Raw genomic sequence first — 1,252 nt, forward strand, 5'->3', positions numbered from 1 at the left:
AAACGATATCTACATGTATGGCAAATATGCCTATATAAGCAATGGTTTTGGAATCATAAAAGTGAATATCGCAGATGGCGAAATCAGCGATACTTATAATCTCGGATTCAAGGTAAACTGGTGCGAGATTAAGGATAATTATATCTATGCCTATAGTCAGACTAACGGACAATATCGTGCTCCACTCTCCAAAAACCTGCTCGATAAGAACAACTGGAACAAGGCGGGAGGCTATGTAGCCAAGAAGCAAGAAGACAAAAGCGAATTGAAGCAAGTGGTTGGTACATTGCAACCAGGAGGCCCTAAATACAATTACTTCTGGGGTATGAGATTTGTTAATAATCAGCTCTATACCTGCGGAGGAGGATTCGGACATGAGGTAGATGCTAACCGTCCGGGAACCGTTCAAGTATTAAACGGAAACGATTGGCAAATCTTTGATGACAGTATCCAATCCAAGACAGGAATAACCTACATAGATGTCAACGACGTGGATGTAGATCCCAAAGATCCTAGCCACGTATTTGCTGGTGCGAGAAATGGACTCTATGAATTTAAAGATGGAAAATTCATCAAGTTCTATAATTCAAGCAACAGTTTAATAACTTCCTTCAATAACCAAAGCAAGAACTATCAGATCATCGGTAGCATCAAGTTTGACAAGGAAGGCAACCTCTGGATGGTGAATGACGAAACTCCAAGTTCTGCTCCAGCTCAGCAATCTCTTATCGAATATAGCAAAGACGGAGAATGGATTTCTCACCATCAGGCAGCATTGACAGCTACCAAGGATAATGAAAACAAATCTTTTGCCAGCATGGAATGCCTGACCTTTGACAGTAGAGACCTTCTGTGGTTTGTAAATGCGCATTATACAGCTCCAGCTCTATGCTGCTATCAGCCTTCATCAAAGACTCTGCTTGTTTATAAAAGCTTCATCAACCAAGATGGAACAGACATGGCTCCTACATCGATACAATATGTGACAGAAGATAAAAATCATAACATTTGGGTAGGAACCAACCTCAACACTTTCATGATAGAAAGCAACCAGGTAGGAAAAGAAGATGCAACATTCAGCCAAATCAAGGTACCACGCAACGATGGAACCAATTATGCTGATTACCTGCTCGAAGGAGTAAGTATTTCGGCTATTGTGATAGATAGTGGAAACCGAAAATGGTTTGGTACCAAAGGAAATGGTGTTTATCTGATTAGTGCAGACAACATCAACCAGATACATCATTTTACC

General features: G+C 40.7%; 1 protein-coding gene. It reads left to right on the forward strand.

The window, feature by feature from the left end:
- Positions 1-13: 13 nt before the first annotated feature.
- A partial coding sequence (locus GH664_RS24030) for a hypothetical protein (RefSeq protein ID WP_228111691.1) occupies positions 14-1,252 on the forward strand: 1,239 nt, incomplete at its 3' end.

The sequence above is a fragment of the Thauera sp. 2A1 genome (assembly GCF_009469595.2).
Lineage (GTDB): Bacteria > Pseudomonadota > Gammaproteobacteria > Burkholderiales > Rhodocyclaceae > Thauera.